Raw genomic sequence first — 25,092 nt, forward strand, 5'->3', positions numbered from 1 at the left:
TTCTCGCAGACCGGCCTGGAACGGCACTCTCGCCGCGCCTTATGCGCGCCGACCAGGTTTTCACAGTGTGTCGGTAAACACACCGCTGCGAGCCTTTCCGAAAAAGACGGGTCCTGGCGAACCTGAACAGAGGGGCAACGAGCGGAGCTCCGAACGTCATCCAAGGCTGTTGACCGGCGCGCGGGCCTTGGTCCACAAGTAGGAGACGATCAACGCCGGACCTGCGCTCGCAGACCAGTTTCCGGACCCCGAACTAGCGCTAGTAGTTCTCTCGGACGTAATGATAGGTCAGGTCGAAAAGGTCGCCCTTGATCGGCAGAGAGTAGTTCTTCAGGACCGCGCGCAGTTCTCGTCGAACCGACTTGTCACCGTAGTCGCTCCAAGGTTCTTGACCTTGGTCGTGATCTCGGACCACAGCGTGCCCGCGGGCATCTCAAACCTGTGGAAGTCGGCCTCGATCTCGTCGTCGAGGTCGTCACCGTACCCGTCGAGTGCTTCGTCGTGCTCGTACGACCAGGTATCGGAGATCCACTTCCAGAACAGCATCGGAAAGACGTAGGTCTTGAAGTCGGCAGGGTCGACCGGTCCGCGCAGGGCGTTGGCCGCGTCCCAAAGACGCGTCTCGAATTGTTGCTGGGTGATCGTCACTGGGTGCGCGCTTCCTTCGGAGTCAGTTGAACTACTTCATATCGGAACGTGCTGGCATCCTTTCAGCCAGGCGCGGGCTTCAGCAGGCAGACCGCCGTGGCGAGTGCGGACACGTGCGACAATACGGTTGCGACCCAAGACGAGAACCGCTTGTCCGGATTCCTTGAAAATGCACGCCCAAGTGTTGTGCCACCACCACGGAGCGCGTACCCCCGGGTCGGGGCGGGTGCAGCCCAGGAGGGCGCGGCCGCCGGATTCTCGCGCGACTCCGACCTCTCTACGAATGCAATTAGCCTCGGCCTCGGAGCGACGGACCGAGAACTACGAAGCACCCCAGTACAGCCGACGCCCGGCGAACATGCGCTCGACGTCGGTGTGTGCCGCGATCTTGCTGAGGTGCAGACCTTCCTGCTCGTGTGGCGCACGAGTTGAGGTTGGGGTAGCTGCGCACGCGCTGCTGGTGCAACGTAGAGGTGTGATCGCTTAGGGTTCAGATGGAAGTTTCGCTGACGGGGCCATAAGGCCGTGGCCAATCGTGGCAAAATGCGCGGCTCTTTATCCTGACAATTTTTCACGCTAGGGTTGGCAGGTACCGGAGGTTGTCAAGATTTCTGGCTCTTGTGACACGTGCGTGGGTCGCTGATCGCGCCTGAGCGGCCACACGCCGTCCCCCGTCTAGGTTTTGGCTTGTCGAAGGTCAAAACTGAAGAACGGAGAACGGCGTGCAGAACGCTAGCTTATGGCGCACTGTGTTGGGCGTCGAGAACACTGTCGTCGAAGACATCGAATTCAACGACGACGCACAAGCGATCGTGGCGCAGGTGAGGCCTGCGAGGGCGACCAGGGGTCGATGTGGTGCCTGTGGATCGAGGGCCTCCTGGTACGACCGTGGGCAGGGTCGACGGCAGTGGCGTGGCCTGGATCTGGGAACCGTTCAGGTCTACCTCGAAGCCGATGCCCCACGAGTCGACTGCCCCACACACGGACCGACAGTGCGCCAGGTCCCGTGGGCCCGCCACAATGCAGGACACACCCGGTCCTTCGATCAGCAGGTCGCGTGGCTGGCCACTCAGTGTTCCAAGAAGGCAATCACCGAACTGATGCGGATCGCCTGGCGCACAGTAGGATCGATCATCGCTCGAGTGTGGGCCGACACCGCCGCCGGTATCGATGCGTTGGCGGGTCTGACACGAATCGGGATCGACGAGATCTCCTACAAACGCGGCCACAAGTACCTGACCGTCGTCGTCGACCACGACACCGGACGCCTGGTGTCGGTTCATCCCGGCCGCGACCGCGCGACCGTTCGCGCTTTCTTCGATGCACTCGAGTCATCCGGTGCGGGGAGGTGTGCCCGCATCACTCATGTCACCGCTGACGGGGCGCTATGGATCTCCGATGTAGTTCGCGATCGATGCCCAGGCGCGATCCGTTGTGCCGATCCCTTTTCACGTAGTCGGTTGGGCCACAGAGGCACTCGATGCCGTACGCCGCCAAGCATGGTCCGACGCACGCAGTGGAGGGAACACCCGATCGCACGGCTGGATCAACGGACGACGCTCCACCGTCTCCACAGGGCCTGCCCGGCGTTGCTGCGTTCCCGCTACGCACTGTGGAAGAACCCAGAGAACCTCACCGACCGCCAACGCGTGAAACTGCGGTGGATCGCCACGACCGATCCTCGTCTCCACCGCGCTTACCTGCTCAAAGAGGGCCTACGAACGGTCTTCAAACTACCCGTCGACCAGGCCTCCGATGCACTCGAACGCTGGATTCAGTGGGCACGACGGAGCCGAATCGAATCATTCGTCACCCTTCAACGCCGAGTCGGCGTCCATCGCGAACAAATCCTTGCTGCGATCGAGCACGGCCTGTCCAACGGACTCGTCGAATCTATCAACACCAAGATCCGACTACTCACTCGCATCGCCTTCGGCTTTGTCCATCCCGAAGCGCTCATATCCTTGGCCATGCTCGATCTCGGAGGACACCGGCCGTCACTACCCGGCCGCCGATAACCCCACACATCAGTCACAAGGGCCAGATTTCTTGACGGTGCGGTAACTATTGATAACTGACCGAAGTTGGTTCGACAACGAACACGACCCGGTCGGGTGCGTCACCCGGCGGGCCAGACATTGCCAGGTCGTACCGATCTGCCAGTGCCATGAAAAGTTCTGCGTTCGGGTCGGGCTCTACATTTACGACACGACCTCGGACTTCGAGGTACCTATAGGGCTGATCAGGGTCGTTGACCGAGAAAGCAATACGAGGCTCGTGGGCGACGTTCCGGGACTTCTTCCGTGTGCTCGTGTTCGTGAACCTGATGTGCGTGCCGTCCCAGTTGAACCACATGGGGTTGGCCTGCGGCGACCCGTCGGGACGGATCGTCGCCAGATGGGCATACAGCGGTCTGGTGAGAAGATCCACGTGTGACTCCGGAATTACCGACATAACTGTCCAATCTGGTTGGAGGACTCTTTTGGTCGTAATGAATTGCCCGTAAGGCTGGCCTCAGTAGGAGGTAATCCTGCAATGCGTTATCGACTGAGGTTCTTTATCGCACGTTCGAGAAGTGAATGTAGTGCCGCTCGCTCATCGGCGCTGAATTCGTCCGCAAGTTCTCCCTCGATGGTCCGAGCTACCTTGTCTGCTTTCATCAGTAAGGCACGCCCCGATCTCGTCAGTTCTGTCACGAGGACCTTCTGATGCACCGAGGAGGGGGTGCGGACGATCAAGCCTTTCGATTCCAGGTTTTTGAACACTGTGTTCATGGTCTGAGCGGTCACCATGCATGCTCGAGCGACCTGTGCGCTCGACGATCCTGGTGAGTGATAGAGCGTCATCAAAGCGGCGTACTGGGGAACAGTGATATCGAACGGCTTCAGCGCATTGGTCTTGCGAGCAATCAGCGCGACTTCGGCCCGTTTGATGTCGGTTCCGATGCGTGCCGCGATCTCGGCTTGGATGGTCGCGCTGTCTGCTTTGCTCACCATGGTGGGCCTTCATATTGTGAGCCAGGGCTCTGATGGGTATCAGTGGGGTCGACAATGTCAGATCGACCATACCTGGTGTGCCTTGCTGTGCGCCGGACGTCTGCACTCGGCTGCTGAGGTCTGTGGTCCATGGCCATTGAAGATCACGGTGGTGTCGGGAAGTTGGGGCAGAACCCGCCCAAGTGATTTGCGCAGAGTAGAGCGGTCACCGGCTGGAGGTGCAGCGAGTCCTGGCCCGAAATGGTGGAGACTGTCTCCCGCGAACAGAGCAGCGTGCCCGGCGTCGATCGAGAACATCACCGACCCCGGGGTGTGGCCGGGGATGCTGATGACGCGAGCCTGCAGTGCTCCGACTGCCACTATCGTTCCGTCTAGGAGTTCGAGCCGGCGGCGGGCCGGGACGCGGGGGTAGTCGGCCAACGCACTGTTCGGGAAGTCCTCCGGCAGTAGCACTTCGGGGTTCACCAGAGATTGCTCGTCGGCTGGATGGATACCTAGAGGTACGTCGAGTTCGGATGCGAGGGGGACCGCATCCCAGCTGTGGTCCATGTGGCCGTGTGTCAACACGACAGCGACTGCATCCAACCCGTGCAGCCGTAGGTGTTCGGATACGACTCGAGCTGCACCTTGGCCGGGATCGATGACAACGGACTGCGATGTTCCGGGGTCCGTGACGATGTAGCACCAGGTCTGGAAATGCTCTCCGGCTGTGAAGCCGTCGACGACGAGCTCCGTTGCGGTCAGGAGGCGGGTGACCGCTGTGTCGACTACGGGCGGCAGTGAACTCGGCAGGGGGGCGTTCACAGGCTATTCACCGATCGTCTGCTCACGTCGGTCGCCGGCGTAGCCGCCGCCAGAAACTCCGCGACGGTGGTTCGGTTCTTCCTGCCCAGAATGTTGTTTTCTACCAACGCGGCGAGCAGTGGATCCGGTACCGACTCATCGTCACCGAATGCAGCCTTCAGGGTGTGCTGGATGGTGAGTGCGACGTCGAGGCCGATCAGCTCGAGGAGCGCGACGGGCCCCATAGGGAACCCGAAGCGCCGCATTGTGTAGTCGAGGTCAGGTGCGTTTCGGGTCGTGCGCAGAACGCGCAGCGCGTCGTTGAGGTAAGGAATGAGCAGGGCATTGACGATGAAGCCGGGACGGTCTCCGCAACGCACCACTTCTTTCCCTGCCAGTTTTGCGGCGCTTTCGGCGATCGTGATCGTACGCGGGGCGCTCTTGTGGGTGGCGATGAGTTCGATCAGCGGCATTGTGTTCGCAGGGTTGAAGAAGTGCATGCCGATGACCCGCGTCGGGGTGTCGGTGACGGCTGCGATGTCGCAGATTTGCAGGCTCGATGTGGTTGTGGCGAGGACAGTTGTGCTGGGACACAGGCGATCGAGTGCGCAAAACACTGCTGTCTTGGTGGTGAAATTCTCCGCGACACACTCGATCACCAGATCACAAGTCCGAAGGTGTCCGTACCCCTCGGCGATGTGGACTCGGTCGGCTATTGCTGCCCGGGTGTTTTCGTCGATGCGTTGTCTTGTCAGCGCTCGGTCGAGGTTCGCACTGAATTTCGCGGACGACTCGGTGGACCGCGAGGCGACGCTGACGTCTATCCCCGCTGCCAAGTAGGTCTGGGCGATACCCGTTGCCATGATGCCGGTGCCGACGATTCCCACCGAACGGACAGACATCGGCTCGACCTGCTCGTCGTCTCCGGCAGGGTGGGTGTTCGGGGCACTGTAGGAGCGATTGCGGGCGGTCCCGTCAATCTCGGCGTCGAGATGTTTCGACCACCGCGCGAGGACGTCGCGATCGTGGTGTGCGCGGAGTTGGGCCGGTCCGAATGTGAGCCGGCACGCGCCGCGCATTGCGGAGTCGATGGATGCACTGACGGCGTACCCGCTCACGGCCATGGCGTGCGCTCTGTTGAGGTAGCGCAGGTACAACCACTCTGCACCTGGCGGCTGAGGCTGCCCAGGCGAGCTCACACCTGCAGCACCTTCGATGAGGTCCGCGATGTCTGATGCCGAATACGACGTCATAGGGTGCCAATCGGGATCGGGGCCGCGGTATCCGCGGCGGGGCGCAGTCCGTAGGCGGTGCTTTCGATGGTGTCCCAGCCCCGCTGCACAGCAGTGGTGTTCAGCACCGCGTCGGCGCCGACCACGACGGGGTTGTCCACGAGCAGAAGCATCGGAAGGTCGGACTCGTGGTCGCCGTAGGCCCAGCTCGGGGCCGAAGTGGGAATCGTGTCGAGAATGTCGGCCACCGCAGCTGCCTTGCCGTTACCGATCATGGGCGTTGCGAGGCGGCCTGTGTAGCGCCCCTCGGCGACGGCTGGTCGCGAACAAAGGATCATATCGGCACCGACGTATGCCGAGACAGGGTTCAGGCACGCTGGAAACGACCCGGACACCAACACGATGGCGTGGCCCTGCTGCTTGTGCGACTGCAGCCGGGTCAGGACAGAGGTGTTCAGCGCTGGGATGGCAACATCTGTGAACCATCGACGGCCTGATTCCGCCAGCTCAGCGACGGACGTGCCTTCGATGAAGCGATAGAAATCGGTGTTGGCGCGTTCTCTCGGAATTCCGGATTCGAGTAGGTCGTCGAGGCGATCGAGTCGGGTGTGTCGCTCGGCGGCTGGGAGATTCGCGCAATGGTATCGGTAGAAGGAGACCATGCTTTTTATGGTCAACAGTGTTTCGTCGACATCGAAGAAGGCAACTCCGTTGCGGCCTATGCCCTCCTGGGGCTCAATCATGCGTGAGCACCTGACCGGTGGGCGCGGCGTCTGCGGAACTGTTCGCGGCTGCCGAAACCGGTGCACTGTTGTCCGACGTGGGGGACTTGTCGTCACGTAGTAGAACCCAGAGGATGGGCACCATGACCAGGCAGCATGCAGCCAGAATGACGAAGACCTGGTGCAGTGACGAGCTGTAGATATCCGAAGCGAAGGCATGGAACGTCGACTGTGCGTCTGTCGTCAGTCCCTGGGCGGGCGTGGTGAGATCTCCCTTGGCCATCGAGTTCGCGAGTCCAGCCGGGTCCTGCGCGTACGCCGTTCCAGCGAGGCCGTCGATGCGTTCGCCGAGTTGGCGTGACGTCAGACTGACGATCAGTGATCCCATCGCGGCGATGGCGACCACTTCGCCGGTGATACGCATGGTTCCGAACATGCCGGCGGCCATGCCTGCTCGTTCGGGCCGAACCGAGCTCACTGCTGCCCCGTCGAGGATTCCGTTCGAGATTCCGAAACCTATTCCGATGACGACGAGCGGCCCTGCCAGCTCCCAGAGCGGCATCCCGGCACTCAACGTGAGTAGCCACAAAGTTCCGCCGCCGACCAGAACCATGCACGTGATCAGCAGTGTCCGGTAGGTAACGCCCTTCGCGGCGAGGTTTCCGGCGACTGCGGGCATCACCAGCGTCGGGGCGGTCAGCAGGAGCATCAGAAGGCCGGCGTCCCAAGGTGTCCGGCCGTCGACTGCAATGAAGTAGGTCGGCAGAAACACCAAGAGTGCGACGAATCCGAACGCCAAGGCGACCGGTGACAGGCACACTGCGAAGTACTGGCGCGATCGGAACAGAGCCAGGTCGAACATCGGCGCGGCCTGCCGATGTTCGACGATGACGAACGCTGCCAGCAGAGCAGCCGCACCGACGAACATGGCGATGGTGCCGATCGATCCCCAGCCGAGCTGTGGACCCTCGACGAGAGCAAGAATCAGTAAGAACAAGGCACCGACGAACGTGGCGGTTCCGGCCCAATCGACACGAGTGTTGCTGACGGTGGCCGTCGCCGTCACGCGACTGCTCAAAATCAAAGCGGCTATTGCTACCAAAGCTTGTACTGCAAAGAAGTACCTCCACCCCAGCGAGCTGCTCATACCGCCGCCGAGGAGCGGTCCGAACGCGAGGCCGATCCCGAAGCACGTGCCGAACACTCCGAATGCTTTGGCGCGGGCTGCACCATCGAAGGCGTTGGCCAGGGCGGCAGCGACACTGGTGAAGGCCGCTGCGGCACCGATCCCGGTAAGGCCGCGCGCGAGATCGAGGAAGAGCAGGTTGAAGGACAACGCCGCAGCGATGGATCCTGCTCCGAACAAGGCCAAGCCGAACATCAGGACGCGTCGTCGCCCGAGTACGTCGGCGAGCGATCCCATGGCCAGTAGAAACGCGGCGAAGGTGAGGTCGTAGGCGTGTACGACCCATTGCAGTCCAGCGACTCCGCCGCCGAGGTCACTCGAAATGTCAGGCAGCGTAACCGATGTGCCCGTGATCGACGTCGGAAACAGTACTGCGATCATGCACGCCGCGATCAGTGTCGCGGCAGAAGCGCCTCTCAGCAGAGGCGATTGTTCATTGGTGGTGGTCATCGATTGCTCTCCTGGTGCACGGCGATCCGGATTGGGTTATATCAGTGTACTGATACTTATCAGTATATGTACATGCCGAGTAATTTCTCGGCGCGCTCGTGCGTTCAGTAACGGGATCCGACTGTCTCGGGGACTTCGCCCAGCGCCCGCAATGCCTCCGCGTTCAAAACGATGTCCGCCGCCCCGGCATTGTCGGAGAGGTGCGTGAGCTTGCGCGTGCCCGGGATGGGGATGACGTGATCGCCACATGCGAGTGTCCAGGCGATCGATACCTGCGCAGGGGTTGCACCGATAGAGTGGGCGACCTCGGTCACCACGTCGACGATGCGCTGGTTCTGAGTCAACGCGTGGCGGGCGAAGCGGGGGTTGGTCGCCCGAAAGTCTCCGTCCTCGAACACCCCGTCCGATACGGCCCCGGTGAGAAATCCGCGCCCGAGGGGTGCGAACGGAACGAACGCTGCCCCGTTGGCGCGGCACCAACCTACAACGTCGCCACTTACCGAGGCACCTGCACCCGGCGGTGATGCAGCGGGGCTCGCGCCGTGAGAATCGGTCGCCGACCCCAGAGCGTCGCGGGTCCACAGCGACAGCTCGGACTGAACAGCGGACACAGGATGGATCGCATTGGCCGCGCCGGCTTGCCAGACGGTCACCTCCGAGAGGCCGAGATACTTCACCAAGCCCTGCTCGACGAGCAGCGCCATTGCGCCGAAGGTGTCTTCGAGTGGGACTGCGGGGTCGACTCGATGCAGATACAGCAGGTCGATATTGTCCACGTCGAGCCGGGTCAAGCTTGCGCGCACCGCCTCCGCGATATGGCGTGGACTGCCGTCGCGGTGCATTTGTTTGCGAGGTAGATCGTCGACGACCAGGCCGCATTTGGTGGCGAGGAAAACCTCGTCTCGGCGTCCCTTGATTCCCTGGGCGACAACGGTTTCGTTGTGCCCGTCGCCGTAGATGTCGGCGGTGTCGATCATGGAGATACCCGCGTCGAGAGCAGCGCTGATCACCGCGGCCGATTCGGCGTCGTCTCTACTCGATTCAGCGTATCCCCAGCTCATACCCATGCAGCCGAGGCCCACAGCTCCCAGGGAGGGTCCGTGTGGTGTGAACAGTCGTTGTCGCATGTCGAAGGCTCCTAGTAGATCGGGGTGGACGTGGGGTTCCGAGACTCAGATCGCAGACAGGGCGATCACTGCGTTGTGTCCACCGAAACCGGCGGACACACTCAGTGCAGAGTCGATCGCGAGTGATCGCGGGGTTTTGGAGATCACATCGATCTCGACCGCGGGATCCTGGATATCGAGATTCGCTGTAGGCGGAGCGGTGTTGTCGCGTATCGCCAGCGCGGTGAACGCCGCTTCGATGGCGCCTGCAGCGGCAAGTGCATGACCCGTCACACCCTTGGTCGAACTCACGGCAGTGCGATCTCCGAACACTTGGTGCAGCGCCTGGCTTTCGGCCTTGTCGTTGAGGGGGGTCGAAGTGCCGTGCGCGTTGACGTAGGCAATGTCGTTTTCGGTGAGCTCCGCGTCGCGGATTGCCGCACGGACGGCGGCAGTGAGGCTGGCTCCGTCGGGGCGGGGGGCTGTGACGTGGTGGGCATCGGAGGTCGCCGCGTAGCCGGTGACCGCTGCGTACATACGAGCGTGTCTGGCCACGGCGTCGTTCTGCCGTTCGAGTATCAAGATTCCAGCGGCTTCGGCGGCTACGAATCCGTCTCGGCTGATGTCGAACGGCCTCGACGCAGTGTCCGAGCCGTCTCGGCGGGTGGACAAGGCCCCCATTCTGGCGAGACCGGCCATGATCGTAGGCGACAGTGCGCTTTCTGCTCCGCCGACTACTGCGATGTCGCACGCGCCGGAACGCAGCAGGTCACGTCCTGTCCCGATGGCGGTCGTGCCTGATGCGCATGCGGTTGCAGTCACCATGCTCGGTCCACGGGCTCCGATGTCGATCGCTACGTATCCTGCGACCATGTTGGGCATCCACATCGGTACGAGCAGTGGTGACACGAGGTCGGCACCTTCGTCGGCGTGCACCGTTTGTTGAGCTTCGTAGGTTGTGCAACCGCCGAGCGAGTTACCCAGTACGACAGCAACTCTGGCACCGTCCCAGGTCTTGTGGTCGAGTCCGGCATCGAGGACGGCATCACGGGCGGCGACTACCGCGAGCTGGGCGAACCTGTCCACTTTCCACGATTTTCCCGGCCCTAGTTCACGGCGGGGATCGAAATGGGGCACGGTGCACGACATTGCCCATGCAGCCTCACCGAGAGTGGGATCCGCGGCCGAGGTGGACACCGCACTGAGGACCCGTTCCCAGTTGGCTTCGACTCCGCGGCCGGCTGGGGTGAGCAAGCCGATGCCAGTGATGACGACGCTCGGGGGCCGGAGAGTGGTCATGTGTGCACGGATTCGAGGAGTACCGAATCGATGAGAGCTGCTGCACCGCCGAGGGTTTGGTCGGGATACAGTTGACCGTCTTCGAGCCGTGCGCCGGTTTCGCGTTGTATGGACACAGCGAGTTCTACGAGGGTGAGCGAGTCATCGAGTCCGAGTTCCTCGAAGGTCACCGTGGGAACCAGGTCGGACTCGGGTGCGTCGAACTTGGTCGACAGGATACTTCCGAGGGTGGTAAGGGTCGTGGTCACAATGTTCCTTTCGATGGAGATGTCGGGAGTGCTGTATTTGACGGCGCTGTCAGATGATGTCGATCTCGGGCCAGACGAGAGTTGCCGCGCCCCAGGTGGCACCCCCGCCGAACGCGGTCAGAGCTACCTTGTGGCCAGGCTTGATCCGACCGGTGTCCACGGCGTCGACCAAGGCAATGGGGATGGACGCGCCGGCGGTGTTGCCGACTCGGTCGATGTTGGTCACCGCTGCCTCTGCCGGCAGGTCGAGTTGTTCGGCCAACGCGGTGATGATCCGTAGGTTGGCTTGGTGTCCGACCAGTCTGTCGAGATCATCGGTTGCCCATCCGGTGGCAGCCAGAACGGCTCGGGTGGATTCTTCCATCCTGCGTACCGCTTCGAGAAAGACTGCGCCGCCTTGCATTCGGAAATACGGGTCGAGTTCGGGATTCTCCGGACGGGTGCGCGATCCTCCCCCACCGACTGCGATCAGATCGGCGAGCGACCCGTCACTGCCCAGGTCGAGGCTCAGGATGGCACCTGGTTCGTCTCGGTCACCCGCGCGAACGATGGCGGCACCGGCACCGTCGCCGAAAATGGCATTGGTCGACCGATCCGCAGGATCGAGAAGTGTCGTGAACGACTCCGACCCGATGACCAGCACTGTGTCAGCTTGCCGAGACGCGATAGCACCGACGGCGCTACTGAGGGCATACAGGAATCCTGAGCACACAGCGGCAACGTCGAATGCCGCGATCCGGCCCAGCCCGAGCCTTGCGGCAACTTCGGGTGCCGTTGCTGGGCAACGACGGTCCGGGGTGGTGGTTGCGACGATGAGCATGTCGACGCGGTCGGTGCCAGCTGATTTCATCGCGCGCATACCGGCTTCGACCGCCATGTCGCTGGTTGCCAGGCCGCCTGTGACGACGTGGCGTTGCTCGATCCCGGTCCTGCTCGTGATCCATTGGTCGGAGGTGTCGAAGCGTTCGGCGAGCATGGCGTTGGTGACAACCGTGGGCGGTAGCCACGAACCCAGCCCGCTCAAGACTGCTGCAGAGTTCATGCGGTGGTTTCTTTCTGGGAGGTCTGTGCTTGCAGAGTGTGCGGACCGATCGTGCGTACGGCATGCTTTGCGCCCCTGCGTATGTCGAGCGCGGATCTCATCAGCAAGTGGCCATCCGGACGGCAGAGGAAGAGGCGAGGCTTTCGGCCTAGGTGAGCGGTCAGGGCATTGTTGCCGATTCCACCGCCGTCGACACAGGCGATTTCAGGGAGAGCAGCTGCCGTGCTGCGAACGAACGTGCTCCATCCCTGGATGGGGTCGACGCCGGGCCACAGTACGAGTGTGAGCCGGTCACAGTCGAGGGTCGGCCACGACCCGGTCTGACCTGAAGTGTCCGCGGCGGGGTCGGGCGCAAATGCGGGGAATCGGTCTCCCACCTCCAAGGTCGAGACGAGAGCCGGTCGGCGGGCATTCGAGTAGGTGACGTCGAGCTGCGAAAAAATCGGAGCCCCGACACGTTGGAGGACACCGGTGCGATCGGCGAGCGTGATGGCGACGTCCCGGACCCGTCTGCGAATTGGTCCATCGACCAGTCCGAGACGCAACTGCACCCCTGTCGATCTGGTGATGTGAAGGGCCGCGGAGCGTCTCTCGGTCTCGTAGGTGTCGAGCAGCGAACGGTCTGCGTGGCCGCAGATGACAGCGGCCAGCTTCCAACCGAGGTTGACCGCGTCCTGCAGACCGGTGTTCATCCCCTGGCCGCCGGCAGGACTCATGATGTGGGCAGCGTCGCCGACCAGGAAGCACCGACCCTCTCGGAAGCGTTCGGCTGTCCCGAACCTCACGTCGAATGCCGCAGCCCATTCTGGTATGGCGAGGGTTCCGGCCCCCGGTGCTCGGGTATCGAGTGCATGTTGGAAATCCTCACGAACAGGCGGCGGGGGCACTGCACCGTCGGCTGTTCGCGCGGGGACGCTCATCGCGACTCGGTAGATGCCGTGTCGCATCGGAGCTAGCCCGATCGCACCCGTGGGCGAGTAGTAGTAATGCATCGCCGTGTCCGCGGGGCCGTCGGCAACCGCCACATCGCAGATGCCGAACCGAAGATCGGTCGATGTCGGGGTGAAGGGAACGCCGAGCAGCCGGCGGACTGAGCTGTGTGCACCGTCAGCACCGATGACCCAGTCGAACGACACGCCTTCCAGCGCAGCGTCTTTCGGGCGCAATGTGGCATATGGCTCGTCATGCCCGTTGTCGATATGGAGTAGTTCGGTTCCGCGTTCGATCTCGACGCCGTACGACCTGAGCTTGGCAGCGAGAATGCGCTCGGTGGCATTCTGCGGGATGGTGATGGCATAGGGGTGAATGCTGTTTTCGAGACGGGACAGGGCGATACCGCCTCTGCGTCTACCTTCCGAATAGAACGAGACGTTGTCGAGGCGATGGCCTGCGCCGATGAGATCGGATGTCACTTCGATTCGACGTAGAAGTTCGAGCTGGCGGGGCCAAATTACCGCTGCGCGAGAATGAATCGAGGGTGAGGTCTGCCGATCGACGATCCGTACGGCGATGTTCTGACGTGCCAGTTCGCAGGCTGTGGTCAGACCAACGGGACCAGCTCCGACCACCAGAACTCGGGCGGTCACCAAGCACCTGCACCGAAGGCGATGACCGCGCAGGTGAAGGTGAATCCTCCGCCTGCCGAGACGAATAGACCGATGTGTCCGTCGAGTTCGGGGGCTGTTCTCTCGACGTGCTCGATGTTCGCTGCGAGATCTCCCGCACCGAGATGCCCGGACTGCGCGGCGGTGAAGCTCACGTGCGATTTGGTCATGCCGTCGAGAGCACTCGCGTAGGTTTCCTGCATCAGCGTGCGGCCCACACGCGGAACTGTGATCGATGAGATCCGCGGGTCGCCGAGTGTTATGCCGGCTTCTGACACGGCCTGTGCCACAACCTCTCTGAGGGCAGCGCGCGAACTTCGATGGAATTCGTCGAGTCCGCGGGCGTCGATATATCCCTTTTTGGTTCGTCGAACGTCAGTGGTTGGCGACAGCCAGCGTGCTGCGGGGGTGAAGTCGTCGACCCCGCGGTGCAGTGATTCGACCGAGGGGATCGCCTTGGACACGATGGAGCGCAACGTGACGTCGTGGGGGTTCACGATGTCTGCTCGTTCGAGCAGGCATGCGGTACCGCCGTCGCCGTACCAGACGCCGTAGTCGCCTTTCCAACGATCGAAGCCCTCGTCTGCGAATCGGTCTCCGGTGGTAACCAGAGCGCGTCGTGCCGTGGGGTCGGCGAGCAGCCGCGTCGCTGCAAGTTCGAGTCCCATAGCTCCGCCGTTGCACATCTGTTGAATGCCGACCGGCATGGCACGATGTGCGCCGAGGGAGTCTGCGACGAAATGCGCCGGAGACCAGAAGTCGTGACCCTGGTGGTGAATCCAGGCGTGCCCGATGAAGTCCAGCGACGAAGGTTCCCATCGCGCAGCTGCCAACGCGGACCGGGCAGCACCTACTGCCAGATCCGGGCCGGAAGCAATTGTCGAGACCGGCAGCTCGTTGATGCCGGTGCGATCGGCGTCGTGATCGTCCGTGCGTTTCAGTTCGATTGCGTGCGTAGTCGTAACCGCCGTGTCCGGTTTCTGTACTGCAACCGCCGCGACGCGCAGTGGACTGCCGATCTTCATGCCGTCATCGCCGCAGGAGTGATCGAGCCTCGGGCGGTGATCAGTTCCATGACCAGTCGGCACATCGTCTTCGACTCTTGTTCGACGTCCACGTGCAGCCTCGAGCGGAAGAGCGCACCGGGGTGATCTGTGTCGACACGTGTAGTGAGTTCTGCGACGGTCAGCTCAGCGGTCGTGTCGAGCTCGATGTAGTCGTAGAAGGTGCCCTCGATTGCGCTGACCTGTGTGTGCATGGCAGAAAGACCACATTCGTCGGCGAGGGCAAGCAGTGCGAGCTGACGTACGGCTTCGACAGTCACCATGGCCGGGACGTGGTCCTGCGGGTGATCGAAGAAGCTGGGGTTGTCGAACGCGGGGCGTACCTGTGCCTTGATCCCGTTCGGGGTGTGCCTGAGGTCGGAGAGCACCACGTTCTGCGCCGAGAGCCGACCTACTGTGACTGCTTCCACCACTCCGTGCCGGGCACCCGGCAGTTCCGTGTTCATCTTGGGCGCAGAACCCCTGCGGCTCTCGCGCAGTGCTCGGTACACCTCCTTGGAGGTGTACTTCACCTTCATCGTGACGGTGCCGAGCCGAACGGCAGTGGCAGTCGAAATTTCGATCCGAAATGTCACGGACCGAAGCTGTCCGGCGATGTAGCGCGGGACCTCGGCATGGACACTCAGCCGGAGAGATACACACTGCTCGATCCTGTTTCGATAATGAAGATTCTCGAAGCTCATCGACCACGACGCAAGAATGAAGTTATACCCGAGCGGCACGTCCAAATACCGGTGCGAGACGTACGTCTCGGCCTGCCTGCAGCATTCGAGTAGCAGCAGTGGGTCTATGCCGCCGCGACGGGACAGATGGTCGGTGAAGTAAGCATGAGACGGGGGTAGCTGGGCGGCCACAATGTACGTGAGCGAGTCCTCGGCTACTGCGTCTGTCAGAAACACCTCACTCAGAGCGCTGCGGTGGACGAGCCGTCGGTCGATGCTGCTGTGGTCGGTGAGGGGGCGTTGTTCAACGATCATGTCTGAGGCGTCAACCAGGCTCATCGGCTCTTCTTCCGGAGAGGGACTGCTACGGGCTCGCGATTGCAATGCCGGTAGATCTAACAGGACCCTGTTACAGATCTCTAACGCTATCAATATCAGGGCCCTGATTCGATGGGCGAACCGTAACAGCGGTGGAGGAGGTCGTCAAAGGGAAATAACGCCAAAGAGACCAGATGGTCCACAGCGCTGGGCTTGCGGATTTGGTTAACCTTTACCCTTTATGGAGGTAAGCTTGACAAACTGAAGCTTAGCTCAGCTAACAATCAAGTATGCTTACGCGCAACGATCTACCGAAAAGCGGGCTCGTCTCGACACGCATCCTCAAATTCCACTTTTTGAAAAAATACACAAAACTGTTGCGCAGCAACATGTTCGGTTCTGTCTTCCGGTACTACATCTCCCATATTTGTGCGGTGATCCTGAAAATGCACGCCCCCAAAGTGACCCTGAGCGACCCAGGCAGGTTCAAGAAATTTCAATCGAAATCTGAAATGGCACTGTCTGGCCCACAGGAGGCGGAGATCACAGCAAAAGCCAGAACCGAGCCTGTGCAACCCGGCGGGTTCCTCGTTGGTCGGTGGCGCCCGCAAACCATTTCAGTGGTCTGGGGAAGTGCAGCGGTCAGCCCTGGCGATGCCGCGCATCTCAAGACCGCGTTCAACACCGGGACCATTGGCGATCTCGGATGTAACAAGTACTTCCCGGGGCGCAGTCGATCGCCAAGCTCTCCGAGTAATACTCGGGTACACACACGATGGTTCAAACCAATACTGATGCCTGTGGTGCACCATCCCGATCGACCGTTGACTGCCCCATCCGTCGACGCGCATACATCAGGTTCGCGGGCAGCGGCTCGCGGCGGCGGTGTCTGATTCGGTCAGCCTTCAGCCCCGCACCGTCGCATCTGTGTTACCGAGGCGGGGCAGCACGACGGGCGGTTCCAGGTCCAGTGGTCGCTGTTCGCCGACTGGTGCGACGCGGCCGACGTCGAGTCGCTATCGGCATCGCCGGTCGCGCTGGCGGAATCCCTCGCTGAACCCCGCTGGCGACTCGGTTCCGCTTCGCCGGGTTTTCGCGATCAATCGTGTTCATCTCGAGGCCGTCCTGCCCGCACCGAGTCGAGTCACCGCGATCCGGATCGCACCGGACTCGGCGCGTAGCGACCGAGTGGTCAGGCGTGCCACGCAGTACAAGTAATCGCGTCTGGATTGCCGTCATACGGATCGACGGCTGCACTGTTCGGCCACCGCGACGCCGTCGTTCTCCTTCTCGCTGCAGCAGGCTTGCCTTACAGGGATATTGCAGGACTCGATCGCACAGACATCACCAGCGACGGCGCGCCAGCGTGTAAATCGGCGGCCGCCACCGAATCCGCATCGCTCCCAAAGACGCCGCCGGTTTCGACCGACGCCGATATGGAACCGGGTGGCGCGCACACCGCACGGGCCGTTTCTCTACTGCATACCCCGCGTCGCCACATCATCAGACCGTCCGGCGGTACCCACCAGAGTGACCCGATCGCCGCTCAGAAGCCGGTATTTACAGAGCGTGGTTTGACATAGAAGCCGGCCAGAGGGCGCGCCTCACGTCAAGACATCTTGACGGTGCGGTAACTGCGTTTCGCGCACCGTGCCCTGATCGAAACGTCAGAGTGGCTGGGGAACGGGCAGGACGATAATGCCTGTGTCGCGTTGAAGTGCGTCGATCAGGTCTGGCCGTTCGGAGAGCATGTCGGTGTCGGTCACTGAGTAGCTCTGCTGATCCTCGCCCGGGCACGTGTGGGCGCCGGCGGTGTCGAACACACCCAGGCAAGCATGAGTGTGCGCGAGATCGTGCCGCGCCCAGTACCGGATCCCCCGAGAACCCCGCACCACGAAGCGCCGCCGCCCACAGCTGCGTCAGCTGGTAGTTCCCGGTGGTGAAAATCTCTGCGGTGACGCCGAATTGAGCGGGAGCGTTGGACGTCACATCAGCAAGCTCACGCGGCCCAGTGATGCGTATACGGGCCACAGCGCGTGCGGTGAGCTCGGTGCTTGGGACCACCCACATCCCACCTCAGGTTTCGAGCAGGGTGATCTGTTCGGACTCGGCGGTGTAGCAGGGCCGCAACTATCGGCGAGCGAAGCGCCCGTGTCCGCCGTTCGCCGTACAACGGCCCGCCCTGCGGCGCTGTGACAGCGGAACACCATCTCCATTGTCCGAATCCCCCGCGGCAGATCACTTCATTTTCGGGAGCGCCTACACAGGGCGCGAGCCGGTCCTTTCGAGAGCGGACGCTCGCGTTAAGGCGAGCGCCGCCTGCCGGTGGTCGCGTGCGATCTCGTAACTACCCGCAAGCAGAAACCACTCCCGCCAATCCTTGGGACGACCGGCGACGCCTGACCGACACCGGGCCAGGTATTCCTTCGCCGCGGCGGGCTGCACGCGGCCGGAGGGAAGACATGCCAACTCCGGATATGCTCGATAGTCCTGCTGTGAAACCATTTTCGCGAGTAGCCTGTCAGCTGTGTAGCCGAATCTGATCTGGCTAGCGGTCAACACACCAATGACGCAGCCGAACACGATCAAGGCCAGGCCCATGGCGATACCTGCAACCGCCCCGCTCGAAAACATTGCTGCAGCCGTGAAGCCCAACGTGAGCACACCGACGCCGACGACTACTGCTCCTCCTATCGCAACCATCTTCTTGTTCACGACACTCACCGTCCCGGTCGATTACGGATGAGCTGCCGGACGACGACAACGGTAAACCACATTATGAACATCGCCGCCCCAGCGAGGACGGCCTCGAAGAACAACCCTATAGACATGACGAACCACTCCTATCGTGACGATTCTGACGCGACCGGACAGAACGCGGGCAGATCCCCTTTGGCAGTCGGACACGGATCAAACGTAAAGATGGTCAACGTCCCGGCCGCCAGCATCAGTACCGCTGCCGCCGTGACCAACGCGGTCAACCAGAAACGCAGCATCGGCCGAATCGCGTAGTCGGATATAATGATCCGCACGCCGTTGGTGCCATGTAGGACAGCCAGCAGCAGGATCAGAAAATCCCACAGCTGCCAGAACGGGCTCGCCCACTTCCCGGCCACGAACGCGAAGTCGACCTTGAATACCCCGTCACCGGCCACCACATTGACATATACGTGCACCAGAACCAGCACCAACAGGACGACGCCGGACAATCTCATGAACAACCAAGCGTACTTCTCGAAGTTCGAGTGACGCTGCTTCACCGTGACAGCACTATTCGCAGTCTCATTCATCGATAATCGCCTCTCACAGGTAATGACTCAGATGACGAATAATGAACGGCACCATCACCAGCACCCACAACACGACCACGGTCCACAGCATCAGCCGAGACCTGTCGATACCCTTCGACCAGAGGTCGAGCGCAACAATACGGATCCCGTTGAACCCGTGTCCAAGGATGGCGGCAACGAGCCCGATTTCGCCGATACCCATCACCAGGGTCTTGTAGGTGCCGATCACCTCGTCATAGGCGGCAGGTGAGACACGCAACATCAGATTGTCCGCCACGTGCACCAACAGGAAGACATAGATCACCATCCCGCTGACCCGTTGCGCAACCCACGCCCACATCGACAATCCGCCCCGATAAAACGAGCTGCGGGCTGGAGTCTCCCGCAGGGGCAACTCATCTGCTCTTTGCGCCACGTCGCGCGGTGTAGTGTCTCCCATCATTTCTCCTTAAGTACCGAATTTTCAACGTCCGATAGGCACACCGTCACATCGTGTACTCGGAAGCGCACGGCGATACAGGCCGCGGGTTCTCAGGTGAGGGCGGCAGTGTCGGCCGATGGCCAGTTGCTTGGGTCATCGTGGGTCAATCCTGGTGCTCGACAACGACTCAGTAGATCCGCGGGGTGCGCGTAGATGCTGCCGGGCCGCAAGTTCGTCGTCCGAGACCGGGATTACGATAGGGCGGCTTGGCTCGGTCAAGATCACTGCGACGAATCGAGTTTGCGCGTTCGGCAGGTTGTTCGCATCTCGATAGTGGATGACCTCACCACCCAATTCCCAAAATGTCTCTCCTGCTTTGACTATCCGCTCAGGGTGCCCTGCGACTTCGAAGATGACTTCTCCTTCGAGGACATATCCGAATACTGGCCCGGGATGTCGGTGAGGGGACGAGCCCTCGCTGCCCGGCGGTAAGGTCACAACGATCGTTGTCGCATCAGCTAGAGCAGGAACGGGCACGCCGGCCACCTGAGCCAAGATGTCGATATGCAGTTCATTTTCAGCGGTCGTGTGACTCATTTTTGCGGAAGATTCCATGTCGTGCCTTCTCCTTCAGTTGACTACCGCAAGCCGCACAGATTGTCGGCGTGCGGGGAGGAACCAACACGTGATGGTGCATCGCACCATGCTGCCAAACGCGCCATCGTTTGTTGCGTACGCCCGAAGTGCATCCGCGCGTAACGATTAGGCGTGCGCTGAGGCGGAAGGCCATGTAATGCGGTAATCCGCATGTTCCAGGATCGTGGCGGCATCGTCGACCGGTGGGTAGATCCACTCGGCGTTGATCTGCCGCTTGAGCTTTTTGGCATCCGCACCGGTCATCTGGACGGCGCGATCCCAGCCCGAGGTAACAACGGCTTCGGTGGCGCCGAGATCGAGGCAGGTCACATACGGGTCGGGGGAGAAGGGTACTTGGTCGATTCCGAGTAGATCTGCGGCCACATTGTGGCCAGCGAATTTGCCGAGTGGAACCGCGTGTTGGCAGCTCTGCATGACGGTATGTCCGGGTTCTGCTGTCGCGGCTGCGGTATCTCCGGCGGCATAAATGCCGTCGGCGCCGATAACCTGGAGATGCTGGTCGACTTCGAGTCGACCCAGAGCATCTCTGCTGCTCGCGACGTCGGCGGTGAGGGGGCTCGCAAACATCCCGGCGGTCCAGATGACGGTAGCTGTCGGTATCACCTCACCGTCGGAGAGGGTCACTGCATCCGCCGTGATGCTCTCGACGGTGGAGTTCAAGCGCTGTTCGATACCGAGATGATCGACGACGTCTGCGATGTGAGGCCTGGGCCCCGGGCCCAGTTCGGGGCCCAGTTCGTTGGTGCGCTGCACCAGAACTACTCTGGTATTGCGGTCAGGTGCCAACCCCGCGAGTCGGCCGGCTAGTTCAGTCGCTACTTCGAGGCCTGTGAAGCCCGCGCCGACGACGACGGCGGTGAACTGGCCTTCATGGGAGATGCGGCCGGGGAGCCGTTTCAGATGATGGTCCAGTGTTGCTGCACCGGTGAGGGTATCGACGTCGAAAAGATGCTCGGCTCCTGGCAGAGTGGGGCGTACCAGTTGACTGCCGGTAGCAAGAACGAGTCTGTCGTAACTCAACACAAGTGACTTCGCGTCTCGACCTATCGCCGACACCGTGCGAGACGCCGGGTCGATATCGGTGACGGTCGCAGCGATACGCCGGACTCCGATGGGCCCGAGTATGCGATCGAGGGGGACCCGCATGTCACCGGGGTCCGTCTCGTACAAGCGTGGCCGGATCACCAAATCGTCTCCGCTGCTGATCAGTGTCACCGTCAGTTCTCCAGCTTTACTTGTGTTTTCGCGGGCGAGACGAACGGCAGCGGCGGCGCTCCAGACGCCGGCGAAACCGCCACCCACAATCAGGATACTTGTCATCTAGAATTCCTCCGTAGTTGGATGAAACGTGCACGTGCGTCGGTGGATCAGTCGCGTCCGAGGACGCGCTGGACGGTGGACCCCAACGTGGGGGCGTGGGCCTCGGCGGCAGATTTGACGTCTGCGAGCGTTTGGCTTGCGAGCGCCTCTCGCCAAGCTACTTCGGCCCGAGCCATCGAACTCTTCACTGCGCAGGATGTAGTGAAATCGATTGCGGAGCTTTGGGAGCCGAGCGTTCCGCACTGACGGATTTCAGCGCACCGAAACAGTGACTCGCGACCTTCGATCGCATCTACAACGTCGAGCATGGTGATCGATTCAGGGGGGCGAGTCAGCCGAAAGCCGCCCCGCTTACCGGGTGCAGAACTCAGCAATTCCGCTTTGACCAGGAGCTGTAGTTGTTTGTTGAGGTAAGTCGCGGAGAGGTCATGGCTTGCGGCGAGTGCAGCAGTCGGGACCGCATCGTTGGTTCCGAGCCATGCGAGGTTCAAGAGCGTATGCACCGCCCACTCGACACCTTGACTCATTCGCATACCTGGACAATATCTATCCAGTACCGAAGAGGCAAGCTTGCTCTGGGTGATATTCCCCGGAGTTCGTGGCAGCGGTGGCACTCGTTGTTGTGCATGGTCGTAGGCCATCGACGCGACGAGCCTCCGCACGCCACTGAGGCAGATTGCCGGACGGCACCGCCTCGAGATGGAATTGTCCGACCGGTCACCACAGCTTCCAGTTCCGGTCCGTCGGGGTGCAGACGATCCTGCCGCGGCCTTCGCTCTTCGCAACCGGAGCGCGCTATCGGCAACCGGTTGTGTCGCAACATTCAGTACGCGCACACGGGCGCCGAAGGCGCATTATGGTGACTGCATGCGCACTTTGGGACAGCGATTTCGGACGGCGGCACCACTCCCACCCCGGGCAGTCAAGGTGGTTGTGGTCGGCGGGGGTTTCGGGGGGTTTCACGCGCTGCGTAAGTTGCAGAAACTGCTCGAACCGGAGCGGGTGTCGCTGACGCTCGTAGCACCGAACGACTATCTGCTCTACAGTCCGTTGCTTCCCGAGGTGGCGACGGGTGTGCTCGATCCGCGTGACATCGCCGTGTCCATTCGGCAGACGTTGCGGCGTACCCACACGGTGCTCGGTCATGTCACCGCCGTCGACTTCGCCGAACACCGCTTGAGGGTCGAAGGACGTGAGGGATCGACCGATATCGAGTGGGACAAGCTGATCCTCGCGCCGGGTTCGGTGACCCGTCAATTCGACATTCCCGGCGTCGCCGAGAATGCCCACGGATTGAAGACCCTGAGCGAGGCAACGTTCATTCGCAACCACGTTCTTGCCCAGCTCGACGCCGCAGATTCGTTGCCGGACACCCCTGGTGGTAGGGCCGAGCGTGTGGAGCGACTCACTGTCGTCGCAGTCGGCGCTGGCTATACAGGCACCGAATTCGTGGCTCAGATGCAGAACTGGATCAAAGGGATCGCGAAACGGTGGGCGAGCATCGACCCGAACGATGTTCGATGGCTGCTCGTCGACCTGGCCCCGACCGTGCTTCCTGAGCTGGGGGAAGATCTCGGTAAGGAAGCCCTCGGTGTGCTGCGGCATCGGGGCGTCGAAGTCAGACTGGAAGTGACTGTCAAATCAGCGACCGCTACGTCGGTGACGCTCACCGACGGAACGGTGATCCCGTCGCGAACTCTGGTGTGGGGTGCAGGCGTGGCGCCGAGCCCGTTGATCGCCAAGCTCGGATTGCCCACCGAAAATGGACGACTGATCGTCGATGCTGACATGTCGGTGCCGGGTGTGCCCGGCGTGTGGGCCATCGGCGATGCGGCGGCTGTACCGGATCTGGCAGCCGACCCTTCGAAGCCGACCCCACCGACTGCGCAGCACGCTCAACGGCAAGGTGTTCGAGTGGCGCGCAACGTCGCCGCGAGCGTAGGAGTAGGCGAGTCGAAACGGTACGTGCACAAGGATCTGGGTCTCGTGGCCGATCTCGGCGGGTTCGACGGTGTGGCAAAGCCTTTGGGTATACCGCTGAAGGGGCCGGTCGCCAAGTTCGTCGCTCGCAGCTATCACTTGTACGCGCTGCCGACCGCCGGAGCGCGGGTACGCGTGGCAACGGACTGGCTGTACAACTCGATCCTGCCGACGCGGGTGGTCAACCTCGACCAGGTGCGATCCGAGGATGCGTTGATCGCCAAGGCCCAAGGCATGTGATGCTCTGTACTTGAACCCATCCGAGAACGCGATCGTCTTGTCTATCGACGAAAAGTTGCAGATCCAAGCACTCGATCGCACCCAGCCGATGCTCCCCAGCAACCGGAATCGGTCAAACGCCGCACCCATGATTACAAGAGGCATAACACCACTACGCTGTTCGCTGCTCACGACATCGCTACCGGGCACGTCACTGCGTGCTGTAAACCACGCCATCGAAGTAGCGAATACCTGAATTTTCTCAAAAACAGATTGCACGCAACTACCCCGGCCGTGAACTGCACTTGATCGCCTACAACTACGCCACCCACAAGACAGCGGCAGTACGAGAGATTGAACTGACGCGAATCCCTGCATCGCAGTGCATTTCACACCAACATCGGCAACATGGCTCAACCTCGTCGAAGTCGGGTTCGGCGTCATCCAGCGCCAAGCCATCGGGCGGGGAATCTTCACCTCCGTCGCCGACCTCAACGCCAAGATCCGAGACTTCATCAACGGCTGGAACGCCCGCGCGACACCATTCGTGTGGACAAAAACGGCGGAAGAAATTCTCGAGAAAGCGGTCCGTCAAACCACTTCAACTTCAAACACGGACCACTAGTGCCGCGCCGGCTGTAGTCCGCCAGCGGATTTACTCAATGGCAGGGAAGATCACGCCTTCGCAATGTCCGACGGATGAACCGCCAGTGGGGTCACGTTGATGGACATATACGGAAACAGCGGAAGATTCCACAGAATTTCGTGGAGTCGTTCGTTGTCTCTCACATCGAAGACGCTCAGGTTCGAGTACTGCCCGACGTTTCGCCAGATGTGGACCCATTCACCTCCGCGTTGGAGTTCCTGCGAATATGCCTTCTCCCTCGCGAGGGTGTCGTTCCTGACGTCTGGATTCATGTTTTGTGGCAGCGCCACGTCCATGGTGACCGAAAACAGCATCGATTTCCTTTCAGGCCCGGTCTTTGTCTCAGGCCTTGTCTAGCGCGAGGTTGTAGGTCACTTCTTGGCCGCCGTCGACGTTCTGTGGGTCGAGGATCAGTTCGGGCTTGACTGCGTTGGCAACGTCGTCGTTCTGCTCGTCGCCGGGGAAATAGAGCTGGGCGGTGATCTGCTGGAATCCGTCGGCTGCGACCTCGAGGTGCAGGTGCATGGGGCGCCAGGGGTGCCAGCCGGCAGCGGTGATGAGGTTGCCGCAGGCGGCGCCGTCCGTCGGAATCTGGTACGGCGCAGGCTTCATGGTGTGGATCCTAGTGGCCCTGGTCGTCCGTCGTCACGGTTCCGCGCAGGTTCCAGTCGAGAATTCACGGTGCGAACTGAGAGTGGTAACCGTAGACGTGTGCATGCCAAATTTCGATGACAGCGCGAGACAACCGGTTGCCTGCAACGTCGCGGACCTGACCCTGGACGAGCAGCGGAGTGCCCTTCTCCATCGCGCACGGGGAGGAGAGCAGCAGAACCGACTTCTGGTGGATCGGGAACGTAGTAGGGACCCTCGAGGGTTTCCCTTGCCGCCCCCACCGGAGTCGCTGGCGACTTCCTCTACGACGGCTCGCCCCCTACCTCGTGGAACAGAGGCCACTCCCCGGTCTGGCCGACGTTGATCAGCCACGCTTTGAGCGAGTTGTACGCGTCGTAGGTGACCTCGCACTCACGAATGGTCTGGTGAATCCCCGAAAACACCTGTCGAGCAGCGGCGTTCACGCGCCTGGGACGGGTGGATGCTGCGAATTGATTGTCGGAGGTGAGCCGCTGTGTGGCGTTGGTGCCGGAAGCGGCGGCGGTCGCAGTGTCCGTTGCATGGTCGATACTCATGGTGACGGCTTC

26 protein-coding genes and 1 pseudogene are annotated in these 25,092 nt (G+C 61.6%); 5 read left to right on the forward strand and 22 right to left on the reverse strand.

Features of this window, described 5'->3' with window-relative positions:
• Positions 1 to 330: 330 nt before the first annotated feature.
• Positions 331 to 648: a type I restriction-modification system subunit M N-terminal domain-containing protein gene (locus QMK17_RS23165; protein ID WP_283511644.1), complete on the reverse strand. Its 318-nt coding sequence runs from the start codon at positions 646 to 648 to the stop codon at positions 331 to 333.
• 722 nt (positions 649 to 1,370) lie between these two features.
• On the opposite strand from QMK17_RS23165, the gene QMK17_RS23170 reads away from it, so the two are divergent.
• Positions 1,371 to 2,666, forward strand: a complete 1,296-nt coding sequence (locus QMK17_RS23170; RefSeq protein ID WP_283511645.1) for an ISL3 family transposase — start codon at positions 1,371 to 1,373, stop codon at positions 2,664 to 2,666.
• 46 nt (positions 2,667 to 2,712) lie between these two features.
• Here QMK17_RS23170 and QMK17_RS23175 read toward each other — a convergent pair whose 3' ends face one another.
• From QMK17_RS23175 to QMK17_RS23235, 13 genes are all read right to left on the reverse strand, one after another.
• A complete protein-coding gene (locus QMK17_RS23175) occupies positions 2,713 to 3,102 on the reverse strand; it encodes a PPOX class F420-dependent oxidoreductase (RefSeq protein WP_283511646.1) in 390 nt (129 codons plus the stop codon).
• A gap of 86 nt (positions 3,103 to 3,188) precedes the next feature.
• Complete coding sequence (locus QMK17_RS23180) at positions 3,189 to 3,644, reverse strand: MarR family winged helix-turn-helix transcriptional regulator (RefSeq protein WP_084345209.1); 456 nt, start codon at positions 3,642 to 3,644, stop codon at positions 3,189 to 3,191.
• A gap of 57 nt (positions 3,645 to 3,701) precedes the next feature.
• Positions 3,702 to 4,448: an MBL fold metallo-hydrolase gene (locus tag QMK17_RS23185; RefSeq protein WP_283511647.1), complete on the reverse strand. Its 747-nt coding sequence runs from the start codon at positions 4,446 to 4,448 to the stop codon at positions 3,702 to 3,704.
• Positions 4,445 to 5,626 (reverse strand): 3-hydroxyacyl-CoA dehydrogenase family protein, encoded by a 1,182-nt coding sequence (locus QMK17_RS23190; RefSeq protein WP_283511648.1) that lies wholly within the window; start codon positions 5,624 to 5,626, stop codon positions 4,445 to 4,447. The genes QMK17_RS23185 and QMK17_RS23190 overlap by 4 nt, the downstream gene beginning before the upstream one ends.
• Positions 5,627 to 5,676: 50 nt before the next feature.
• Positions 5,677 to 6,402: an HAD family hydrolase gene (locus tag QMK17_RS23195; protein WP_283511649.1), complete on the reverse strand. Its 726-nt coding sequence runs from the start codon at positions 6,400 to 6,402 to the stop codon at positions 5,677 to 5,679.
• Positions 6,395 to 8,017 carry an MFS transporter gene (locus QMK17_RS23200; protein ID WP_283511650.1) on the reverse strand — a complete coding sequence of 541 codons (1,623 nt, stop codon included), beginning with the start codon at positions 8,015 to 8,017 and terminating at the stop codon, positions 6,395 to 6,397. The genes QMK17_RS23195 and QMK17_RS23200 overlap by 8 nt, the downstream gene beginning before the upstream one ends.
• 104 nt (positions 8,018 to 8,121) lie before the next feature.
• Positions 8,122 to 9,144 carry an aldo/keto reductase gene (locus QMK17_RS23205; RefSeq protein ID WP_283511651.1) on the reverse strand — a complete coding sequence of 341 codons (1,023 nt, stop codon included), beginning with the start codon at positions 9,142 to 9,144 and terminating at the stop codon, positions 8,122 to 8,124.
• A gap of 45 nt (positions 9,145 to 9,189) precedes the next feature.
• On the reverse strand, positions 9,190 to 10,422 hold the full coding sequence (locus QMK17_RS23210) for a beta-ketoacyl-[acyl-carrier-protein] synthase family protein (RefSeq protein WP_283511652.1): 1,233 nt from the start codon (positions 10,420 to 10,422) through the stop codon (positions 9,190 to 9,192).
• Positions 10,419 to 10,670 (reverse strand): acyl carrier protein, encoded by a 252-nt coding sequence (locus QMK17_RS23215; protein ID WP_218775693.1) that lies wholly within the window; start codon positions 10,668 to 10,670, stop codon positions 10,419 to 10,421. The genes QMK17_RS23210 and QMK17_RS23215 overlap by 4 nt, the downstream gene beginning before the upstream one ends.
• A gap of 49 nt (positions 10,671 to 10,719) precedes the next feature.
• Positions 10,720 to 11,712, reverse strand: coding sequence for a beta-ketoacyl-ACP synthase III (locus tag QMK17_RS23220; RefSeq protein WP_283511653.1), 993 nt, complete (start codon positions 11,710 to 11,712; stop codon positions 10,720 to 10,722).
• A complete protein-coding gene (locus QMK17_RS23225) occupies positions 11,709 to 13,298 on the reverse strand; it encodes an FAD-dependent monooxygenase (protein WP_283511654.1) in 1,590 nt (529 codons plus the stop codon). The genes QMK17_RS23220 and QMK17_RS23225 overlap by 4 nt, the downstream gene beginning before the upstream one ends.
• Positions 13,295 to 14,341: a hypothetical protein gene (locus tag QMK17_RS23230; RefSeq protein ID WP_283511655.1), complete on the reverse strand. Its 1,047-nt coding sequence runs from the start codon at positions 14,339 to 14,341 to the stop codon at positions 13,295 to 13,297. The genes QMK17_RS23225 and QMK17_RS23230 overlap by 4 nt, the downstream gene beginning before the upstream one ends.
• Positions 14,338 to 15,381 carry an AfsA-related hotdog domain-containing protein gene (locus tag QMK17_RS23235; protein ID WP_283511656.1) on the reverse strand — a complete coding sequence of 348 codons (1,044 nt, stop codon included), beginning with the start codon at positions 15,379 to 15,381 and terminating at the stop codon, positions 14,338 to 14,340. The genes QMK17_RS23230 and QMK17_RS23235 overlap by 4 nt, the downstream gene beginning before the upstream one ends.
• Before the next feature lie 269 nt (positions 15,382 to 15,650).
• Here QMK17_RS23235 and QMK17_RS23240 point away from each other — a divergent pair, with 269 nt between their 5' ends.
• Positions 15,651 to 16,253 carry a hypothetical protein gene (locus tag QMK17_RS23240; RefSeq protein WP_283511657.1) on the forward strand — a complete coding sequence of 201 codons (603 nt, stop codon included), beginning with the start codon at positions 15,651 to 15,653 and terminating at the stop codon, positions 16,251 to 16,253.
• A 336-nt stretch (positions 16,254 to 16,589) separates the two neighbouring features.
• On the forward strand, positions 16,590 to 16,943 hold the full coding sequence (locus QMK17_RS23245; RefSeq protein WP_283511658.1) for a hypothetical protein: 354 nt from the start codon (positions 16,590 to 16,592) through the stop codon (positions 16,941 to 16,943).
• Positions 16,944 to 17,619: 676 nt separating this feature from the next.
• Here QMK17_RS23245 and QMK17_RS23250 read toward each other — a convergent pair.
• The 6 genes from QMK17_RS23250 to QMK17_RS23275 form a co-directional block, all read right to left on the reverse strand.
• A complete protein-coding gene (locus QMK17_RS23250) occupies positions 17,620 to 18,075 on the reverse strand; it encodes a hypothetical protein (RefSeq protein ID WP_283511659.1) in 456 nt (151 codons plus the stop codon).
• Between the two features lie 128 nt (positions 18,076 to 18,203).
• Entirely contained in the window at positions 18,204 to 18,650 is a 447-nt protein-coding gene (locus QMK17_RS23255) for a succinate dehydrogenase (RefSeq protein WP_283511660.1), read from the reverse strand.
• Between the two features lie 13 nt (positions 18,651 to 18,663).
• Positions 18,664 to 19,092 carry a succinate dehydrogenase, cytochrome b556 subunit gene (sdhC, locus tag QMK17_RS23260; protein WP_283511661.1) on the reverse strand — a complete coding sequence of 143 codons (429 nt, stop codon included), beginning with the start codon at positions 19,090 to 19,092 and terminating at the stop codon, positions 18,664 to 18,666.
• A 132-nt stretch (positions 19,093 to 19,224) separates the two neighbouring features.
• Positions 19,225 to 19,686 carry a cupin domain-containing protein gene (locus tag QMK17_RS23265; RefSeq protein ID WP_283511662.1) on the reverse strand — a complete coding sequence of 154 codons (462 nt, stop codon included), beginning with the start codon at positions 19,684 to 19,686 and terminating at the stop codon, positions 19,225 to 19,227.
• A 147-nt stretch (positions 19,687 to 19,833) separates the two neighbouring features.
• Positions 19,834 to 21,048, reverse strand: a complete 1,215-nt coding sequence (locus QMK17_RS23270) for an NAD(P)/FAD-dependent oxidoreductase (protein ID WP_283511663.1) — start codon at positions 21,046 to 21,048, stop codon at positions 19,834 to 19,836.
• Between the two features lie 47 nt (positions 21,049 to 21,095).
• Positions 21,096 to 21,581, reverse strand: a complete 486-nt coding sequence (locus QMK17_RS23275) for an RrF2 family transcriptional regulator (RefSeq protein ID WP_283511664.1) — start codon at positions 21,579 to 21,581, stop codon at positions 21,096 to 21,098.
• Between the two features lie 334 nt (positions 21,582 to 21,915).
• On the opposite strand from QMK17_RS23275, the gene QMK17_RS23280 reads away from it, so the two are divergent.
• Entirely contained in the window at positions 21,916 to 23,268 is a 1,353-nt protein-coding gene (locus QMK17_RS23280) for an NAD(P)/FAD-dependent oxidoreductase (RefSeq protein WP_283511665.1), read from the forward strand.
• A gap of 361 nt (positions 23,269 to 23,629) precedes the next feature.
• Positions 23,630 to 23,872, forward strand: coding sequence for a hypothetical protein (locus QMK17_RS23285; protein ID WP_283511666.1), 243 nt, complete (start codon positions 23,630 to 23,632; stop codon positions 23,870 to 23,872).
• A gap of 50 nt (positions 23,873 to 23,922) precedes the next feature.
• Here the strand turns inward: QMK17_RS23285 and catC are convergent, their stop codons facing one another.
• Positions 23,923 to 24,207, reverse strand: a complete 285-nt coding sequence (gene catC / locus QMK17_RS23290) for a muconolactone Delta-isomerase (RefSeq protein WP_283511667.1) — start codon at positions 24,205 to 24,207, stop codon at positions 23,923 to 23,925.
• Between the two features lie 28 nt (positions 24,208 to 24,235).
• Positions 24,236 to 25,080, reverse strand: a pseudogene (locus QMK17_RS26530) (dioxygenase family protein).
• Positions 25,081 to 25,092 lie beyond the last annotated feature (12 nt).

This window comes from Rhodococcus sp. G-MC3 (assembly GCF_030063335.1).
Classification (GTDB): domain Bacteria; phylum Actinomycetota; class Actinomycetes; order Mycobacteriales; family Mycobacteriaceae; genus Rhodococcoides.